The sequence below is a fragment of the uncultured Mediterranea sp. genome (assembly GCF_902493215.1).
In the GTDB taxonomy this organism is placed as follows: Bacteria; Bacteroidota; Bacteroidia; order Bacteroidales; family Bacteroidaceae; genus Bacteroides.
Map to the genome: position 1 here is coordinate 1 of NZ_CABUOL010000036.1, position 6,962 is coordinate 6,962.

Annotated in this window: 9 protein-coding genes; 1 reads left to right on the forward strand and 8 read right to left on the reverse strand. The window is 52.3% G+C overall.

What is annotated here, in order from left to right:
• The 8 genes from RDO88_RS13295 to RDO88_RS13330 all read right to left on the reverse strand — a co-directional run.
• Positions 1–1,095: Nramp family divalent metal transporter (locus RDO88_RS13295; RefSeq protein ID WP_307759818.1), on the reverse strand; the 1,095-nt coding region annotated here is incomplete at its 3' end.
• Positions 1,096–1,397: 302 nt separating this feature from the next.
• Positions 1,398–1,643 carry a TIGR03905 family TSCPD domain-containing protein gene (locus tag RDO88_RS13300; RefSeq protein ID WP_272198267.1) on the reverse strand — a complete coding sequence of 82 codons (246 nt, stop codon included), beginning with the start codon at positions 1,641–1,643 and terminating at the stop codon, positions 1,398–1,400.
• The gene (locus tag RDO88_RS13305) at positions 1,643–2,380 is read right to left on the reverse strand and encodes a YebC/PmpR family DNA-binding transcriptional regulator (RefSeq protein WP_005653738.1); all 738 of its coding nucleotides are present in this window, start codon (positions 2,378–2,380) and stop codon (positions 1,643–1,645) included. Before RDO88_RS13305 ends, RDO88_RS13300 begins: the two co-directional genes overlap by 1 nt.
• A 42-nt stretch (positions 2,381–2,422) precedes the next feature.
• Positions 2,423–2,647: a hypothetical protein gene (locus tag RDO88_RS13310; RefSeq protein WP_117954720.1), complete on the reverse strand. Its 225-nt coding sequence runs from the start codon at positions 2,645–2,647 to the stop codon at positions 2,423–2,425.
• Positions 2,648–2,664: 17 nt separating this feature from the next.
• Positions 2,665–5,127, reverse strand: a complete 2,463-nt coding sequence (gene pheT / locus RDO88_RS13315; protein WP_307759819.1) for a phenylalanine--tRNA ligase subunit beta — start codon at positions 5,125–5,127, stop codon at positions 2,665–2,667.
• 123 nt (positions 5,128–5,250) lie between these two features.
• Positions 5,251–5,508, reverse strand: coding sequence for a nucleotidyl transferase AbiEii/AbiGii toxin family protein (locus RDO88_RS13320; protein ID WP_117984833.1), 258 nt, complete (start codon positions 5,506–5,508; stop codon positions 5,251–5,253).
• Positions 5,463–5,768, reverse strand: coding sequence for a hypothetical protein (locus tag RDO88_RS13325; protein ID WP_117742062.1), 306 nt, complete (start codon positions 5,766–5,768; stop codon positions 5,463–5,465). Before RDO88_RS13325 ends, RDO88_RS13320 begins: the two co-directional genes overlap by 46 nt.
• Positions 5,769–5,956: 188 nt before the next feature.
• Positions 5,957–6,115 (reverse strand): helix-turn-helix transcriptional regulator, encoded by a 159-nt coding sequence (locus tag RDO88_RS13330; RefSeq protein ID WP_005653730.1) that lies wholly within the window; start codon positions 6,113–6,115, stop codon positions 5,957–5,959.
• Between the two features lie 184 nt (positions 6,116–6,299).
• Here RDO88_RS13330 and RDO88_RS13335 point away from each other — a divergent pair.
• On the forward strand, positions 6,300–6,962 hold a 663-nt coding region (locus tag RDO88_RS13335; protein ID WP_221645980.1), incomplete at its 3' end, for a BT4734/BF3469 family protein.

Sequence of the window (6,962 nt, forward strand, 5' to 3'; positions counted from 1 at the left end):
TATCATCTGCGAAATCAGCAGTCCCTTGAACGGGTCGCCGATAAAACAAATCAACAGCAGCGCGATGCCCAACGAAAGGATTACCCCCACCTGCGAGTGGCTGTCCCTGATGTGGTACGACTCGCCGAAGATACCGGCAAAGATGGAACCTGCCGCCATGCCGCTTGTAATCGTCGAGGAGATGCCCGCCATCAGCAATGCCAGCGCAAACACCACGCCGGCGCTGCTGCCCAGCAACGGGTCCAACAGCGACTTCGCCTGCTGCAACTCCTCCACCTGAATCCCGCCCTTGAAGAAGGTGGCGGCGGCCAGCAGTATCATCGCACTGTTAATGGCCCATCCCACAATCATGGAGAAGAGCGTGTCGAACAATTCGTACTTCAGCACCCTGCGGATAGAGGCATCATCCTTCTTGTTGTACTCGTGGCTCTGTATCACCTCCGAATGGAGAAACAGGTTATGGGGCATCACCACGGCTCCGAGCACACTCATGATAATGAGCATGCTCCCCTGGGGGAACGAAGGAGTCACCCACCCCTGCACCGCCACAGGCCAGTCTATCCTGACAAGGAAAAGCTCGTAGATGAACGAAAGCCCTATGACGGATACGAAGGCGATGATGGCCCTTTCAATCTTCTTGTAGGAGTTGGTGAAAAGCATTATGGATACGAAGACCGTAGTCAGCACCGACCCCCATATTATGGGGATGTCCAGCAACATTTGCAGTGCGATGGCCCCGCCCAATATTTCGGCAAGGGAAGTGGATATGGAAGCCAGCACCGCCGTACCCAATATAGGGCGCGACACCCATTTGGGAGTGTACTGCGTGGCGGCTTCCGACAGGCACAGTCCCGTTACGATGCCCAGGTGCGCCACGTTGTGTTGCAGGATTATCAGCATGACGGTAGAGAGCGTCACCACCCACAGCAGCGAATAGCCGAACTCCGACCCCGCCGCAAAATTCGACGCCCAGTTTCCGGGGTCGATGAAACCTACCGTCACCAGCAGTCCCGGTCCGATATATCTGAACACGTCCAGACCACCCAAATAGCGTTTGTGGTCTTTCCGTTGCAAGTCTTTAAAAATATTCTTCATTATTATGTTGTTCTTGTTTTGAGGATGTAAAAGTACTCAAATAAAAAACAAATGCACCATAAGTTGGTTCAAAATGGCAGACACGTTGCCTTGCCAACCAAAAAATCATCCCACGAGACGGATAAATTCATCCCGCAAGACAAATTTATCCACCTCGTGGGATGAATATACTCGTACGGAAAACACAGCTTTTCCTGATTTCCTTTCCGTGAAGTCCGCAAATTCTCAAATCCGTGAAATCCGCGTAATCCGTGCCTAAAAAATCATCACGCCCTCTTACATCTTCAATCAGAGCAGCAGAATCAATACCCCATCTCGTGCAATGCCTTACACAACTGGTCGGGACAGGAAGTGGGACGTCCGCCGCAGCGGATACCTTCCAGGCGTGAAATCACCTCTTTCACCGGCATCCCGGTAACCAGACGCGACAATCCTTGCAGATTGCCGTTGCATCCGCCCCAGAACGCGATGTTCCGTACGATGCCGTCTTCCACCTCAAGCTCGATATTGGTACTGCACGTACCTTTGGTCTTGTAAGTATACGTCATTACTCTTCGCTTTCTTCCGGCTTCATATTGGTGTACACCGTCTGCACGTCATCAAACTCTTCCAGGCGTTCCACCATCTTGTCGATGGTCTCGCGGTGTGCAGGCTCCACATCTTTCAGGTCGTTGGCGATGTAAGTAAACTCGCCGCCCACATCCTCAAAGCCGCCCTCTTCCAGGTGCTTCTGGATGGCTGCGTAGCTCTTCGGGTCACCGTAGATGGTGATTGTGCCTTCCTCTTCGTCCTCTTCGTAGTCTTCGTCGATGTCGAAATCGATCATGTCGAGGATGAATTCTTCCATATCCATGCCGTCTTTCTTCTTGAAAGTGAACACGCATTTGTGGTCGAACAGGAAAGCCAATGAGCCCATTGTGCCCAGGTTTCCGCCAAACTTGTTGAACACGCTGCGCACATCGGCCACCGTGCGGGTGGGGTTATCGGTCAGTGTATCCACGAATACGGCCACACCGTGAGGTCCGTATCCCTCGTAGGTCATGCTCTTGTAGTCGCTCTGGTCCTTGCCCATTGCATTCTTGATGGCACGCTCGATGTTGTCCTTCGGCATGTTCTCGCGCTTGCAGGTAGCGATAACCGAACGCAGTGCAGGGTTGTTTTCCGGTTCGGGTCCGCCGGCTTTCACCGCAATAGCAATTTGTTTACCCAGTCTTGTAAAGGTCTTAGCCATGTGACCCCATCTTTTCAATTTGGCAGCTTTTCTATATTCAAACGCTCTTCCCATTGGATTGTATATTTTAATTTGTTCTTTAATTGGTTTCTGTCTTTACTGCCGCGTCAGTTTCCGATACCTCCAATATGACGCGCCGCACATCAGCAGGCATATCAGACCGCTCACCCCTGCCAGGGCATTTCTCCAGCCCTCGTTCTCAGGGAAGTGCCAAAGCACCCTTACTGCCTGAAACAAGAGGAGCAGCCCTATGGTCAGGCCCGTCAGAGACGCTCTTTTGGCTCTGATATGGTGATCCGGTTTTATATCATACTTCTTCATAGCGGGTCAGCTTGTTTTTACCGCAACACGGCTCCCAGTCGGTTCTGCAGGTTGGCAATCAGTTTCTGCATCACTTTGTCAATCTGCTTGTCGTTCAGTGTGGCATTCTCGTCCTGCAACAGGAAACTTACGGCATACGATTTCTTGCCGGCTTCCAGGTTCTTGCCTTCATAGACGTCGAAGAGGGAGACTTCTTTCAGCAGCTTCTTCTCCGTTTCGTAGGCAATCTTCTCGATTTCGGCAAACTGCACCTTCTTGTCAATCAGCAAAGCGAGGTCGCGCTTCACGGCCGGGAATTTGGAGATTTCGGTATAGTTTACCTTCACGTTCCTAATGGCCTTCATCAGCTCTTTCCAGTTCAGGTCGGCATAGTACACCTCGTTGTCGATGTCGAACGCTTTCAGGAGCTTCCTCGTCACCACGCCGAACGTGGCAAGGCGCTTGCCCCCCCTTGTCTGCACGGACAGGGCAGCGGCGTAAATATCGTCCGTAAGGTTGCCCACTACCAGGTCGTGCATCTGCAAGCCCAGACGGGCAAATATGTTTTCGACATACGCTTTCAGCTCGTACACCGAACTGTCCTCGTCCTGATGCGCCCATGAGTTGGACACTCTCTTGCCGGTAATCCACAGGCCCAGGTGATAGTCTTCGGAATAAGGAGCGAGCGCCTTTTCGGGGTTACGCTTCTCTTCGTTGAAGTAATAGCAGTTGCCGAACTCAAAGAATTTCAAATCGGCATTCTTGCGGTTGGCATTGTGCGCGATGCTCTCCAGTCCGCCGAAAAGCAGCGTCTGGCGCATGGCGTTCAGGTCGGCGCTGAGCGGGTTCATCAGCATCACGAGGTTCTTGGCGGGATAAGATTCCAGTCCGTCGTAATAGGCGGCGCGTGTCAGCGAGTTGTTCAGGATTTCGTTGAAACCGCAGCCCACCAGTTGCTCGGCAACCAGGTTCTGCAGACGGTTGGACTTGTCGCACTCGCCCTTCGTTGTCAGGCTGGACTTCAAGGCTGTGGGAATCTCCACATTATTATATCCGTAAATACGGAGGATGTCCTCTATCACATCGCAATCGCGCTGCACATCCACGCGGTATGGCGGCACGTCGAGCGTCAGGCCCTCTGCCGTTTCGCCTACAATCTTCATCTCCAGGCTCGTCGCGATGCTTTTTATCGTCTCTGCCGGAATCTCCTTGCCTATCAACGCGTGTACCTTCCCGTAAGAGAGTTCCACCCGGAAGTCGCGGGCGGGAGCGGCGCATACATCCTTGATGTCGGAAGAGATGGTGCCGCCGGCAAGTTCCTTCACCATCAGCGCCGCCAGTTTCAGGCAGTAAAGGGTGGCGTTGGGATCGACGCCTCTTTCAAAGCGGAAGGAAGCATCCGTATTCAGGCCGTGGCGGCGGGCGGTCTTACGCACCCAAGTGGGGTGAAAATAAGCGCTTTCGAGGAAGACGTCCTTCGTGGTTTCGGTAGAGCCTGAATCCAGTCCGCCAAACACTCCGGCGATGCACATGGGCTCTTCCCGGTTGCAAATCATCAGGTCGCGTCCGTTGAGCTTGCGTTCCACGCCGTCCAGGGTAGTGAAGGGAGTGCCTTCGGGCAGGGTCTTTACAATGACCTCGCCGCCTTTAATCTTGTCCGCATCGAAGCAGTGGAGCGGCTGGCCGAATGCGTGGACGATGTAGTTCGTAATGTCCACCACATTATTAATAGGGCGCAGGCCGATGATGCGTAGCTTGTTCTGCAACCATTCGGGGCTTTCCTTTACGGTGACGCCTTTCACGGTGACGCCGGCATAGTGCGGGCAGGCTTCGCTGTTCTCTACCGTCACCCGGATGTCGAGGTCGTGGTTATCGACGGCAAAAGCCTCCACAGAGGGTTTCTTCAAGGCGGCGGGCTTGCCGTTCTGCACCAGGTAGGCGTACAGGTCGCGCGCCACGCCGTAGTGCGAGCAGGCATCGGCGCGGTTGGGCGTGATGTCCACCTCCAGCACGTAGTCGCTCTTAATGTTGTAATAGTCCTTGGCAAGCGTGCCTGGCACTGCTGTTTCGGGCAGTACGATGATGCCCGCATGGTCTGTGCCGATGCCTATTTCGTCTTCGGCACAAATCATGCCGTTGGACTCTACGCCGCGGAGTTTGGATTTCTTGATTGTGAAGCATTCATCACCGTCATAAAGTTTTGTACCCAAAGTGGCCACCACCACTTTCTGTCCGGCTGCCACGTTGGCTGCGCCGCATACTATCTGCACAGGTTCTCCCTGTCCCAGGTTTACGGTAGTGATGTGCATGTGGTCCGAGTTGGGATGGGGCTCGCACGTCAGCACTTCGCCGATGACCAGGCCTTCCAGTCCGCCTTTAACGGTTTGCACCTCTTCCACGCTTCCCGTTTCCAATCCTATGGAAGTGAGCGCGGCGGCTACTTCATCCGGTGTCAGGTCGAAATCCACATACTCTTTCAACCAGTTATAAGAGATATTCATATCATTATTTTTTTATTGTTTCCAAAAGTGACCCGCAAAGTTAATAAGATTTTCCTGTAGAAAGGGAAAAATTTCAGGAAATCTTCGAGAGTATATACGCTTTTACCTGTTGCCATGACTGATTTACAAACATATCCGGCATAGGGTCTGTCTCTGCATCGTCAAAATGGTCAGCGAAGCTATTCCCGCTATTGATTCCCGCAAATATTCAGCCTCACAATCTACCGTACCGAAAAAATCCAAATCAATAGATTTGCGATGCCCCAATTGCAAAGCGAGCGCAGTGCCCCCTACCAACCTTGTTTGCTCAAGCACCGGCAACCGTTGCAGTTTTTTCAGGAGTTCCAGGGTTGAGGATTCAACTGTTTCCAGGTATAGCATCTGAACTGTTCTTTAGGGGTTTTTGAAATAGCGGCAATGTATGCCAGCGCACGGGGTTCCAAGCTTCTCAATCCCTTTGCGGTCTCTACGATTTTGGGCAATCCGTAGTATGACTTAATGAGATTCCAGTCGCCCAGCAAGCCATATTCCAGCACTCTCTGTATCACATATTGCGCATGTGCGTCGAGGTCGATATCCTCTTTGCGCACATCCCAGAACAGATGCGGAGAGAATTGTTCCATATATTCATTTGCAGACATAGCCTTTACTTCTTTTATTTACAAAGGTAGCATTCTTTTTCCGAAAATCAACCGATTAATCATTTATAAAAAGCCCGCGGGTCAAAGTTTATCTACTATCCGGTGCGCCCGTCTCCGCAGCAATTCGAACTCTTCATCGTCCAGGATGGCTTTCATTGCCTTATACCAGCGTATGAGCACGCTGATTTTCACATCCCCCCTTTTAAAAGGGTCTGAATGGTGGTATTACTCATGCCGGCATGGTCGGCAATCATTTTCAAAGACACGCCGGATGCCTTCAACAGATAGCGGAGCTCTTCACCTATCATAAGATAGGGATATTGCCCGTCCTCATTTTTTACACTCATTTTTAATATTAATTTTATTTAAAACACAAGGGAAATATTTAGGTTTATTAAGTTTCGTACATACATGTGTGTACGGTCATCTGTTTTATAATCACGAACTTTGAAGGGTATTCCTGGAAGATTCGGGAATTGCGATGCAAAATTAACAAATTAATAATCAGCACCAAAAAAAACAAGTAAACAAATGAATGAATTCAAAATGTCCCTGTTCCTCGCCCCCATTTCGCCGGTGAAGGACGGCGGCACGGGGCAAATCATCAAACCTGCCACCCTGAAACCCTACAAAACCATGACCCTGCAGGAAGTGTACCGGACGATAACCGCCAACACACGCCTGCAACTGCTCACCGACCGCGTGCGCCGGGCATTCGACAGCGGCGACCTATCCGCCTACCGCGCCCTCAAACAGGAGCTTCTGCCCTACGTCACCCCCTGCGGCACGTTCGGCCGCCGGCGCAGCGACAGCCTTCTCGAAGCATCGGGACTCGTAGTGGTGGACATCGACCACCTCGACTCCGCTGACGAAGCCGCCCGGCTGCGCCGCCAACTGTTCGAAGACCCGTTTCTTAGGCCGGAGCTGGTCTTCATCAGCCCCTGCGGACAGGGCGTAAAAGCCTTCGTGCCCTACACCCCCGACCCCGCCCTGCCGGATGTGCGCCAGAATGCCGCCGAAAGTATCCGATGGGCTATGGACTACGTGCAGTGCGTGTATGCCGACGGTAACCGCAACTCCGCCAAAGGCGTGGATACTTCCGGCAAGGACCTCGTGCGGGCCTGCTTCCTGAGTTACGACCCCGGTGCGCTCATAGCTACCCGGAATAATCTTTCTCCGGAAAATAATCCGCTA

What these genes read in the sequence shown, in the direction of transcription:
- RDO88_RS13310 (WP_117954720.1), bottom strand. Translation starts at nt 2,647, where the DNA reads ATGAAGAAGTATGATATAAAACCGGATCACCATATCAGAGCCAAAAGA.
- RDO88_RS13300 (WP_272198267.1), bottom strand. Translation starts at nt 1,643, where the DNA reads ATGACGTATACTTACAAGACCAAAGGTACGTGCAGTACCAATATCGAG.
- RDO88_RS13325 (WP_117742062.1), bottom strand. Translation starts at nt 5,768, where the DNA reads ATGTCTGCAAATGAATATATGGAACAATTCTCTCCGCATCTGTTCTGG.
- RDO88_RS13305 (WP_005653738.1), bottom strand. Translation starts at nt 2,380, where the DNA reads ATGGGAAGAGCGTTTGAATATAGAAAAGCTGCCAAATTGAAAAGATGG.
- RDO88_RS13320 (WP_117984833.1), bottom strand. Translation starts at nt 5,508, where the DNA reads ATGCTATACCTGGAAACAGTTGAATCCTCAACCCTGGAACTCCTGAAA.
- pheT (WP_307759819.1), bottom strand. Translation starts at nt 5,127, where the DNA reads ATGAATATCTCTTATAACTGGTTGAAAGAGTATGTGGATTTCGACCTG.
- RDO88_RS13330 (WP_005653730.1), bottom strand. Translation starts at nt 6,115, where the DNA reads ATGAGTGTAAAAAATGAGGACGGGCAATATCCCTATCTTATGATAGGT.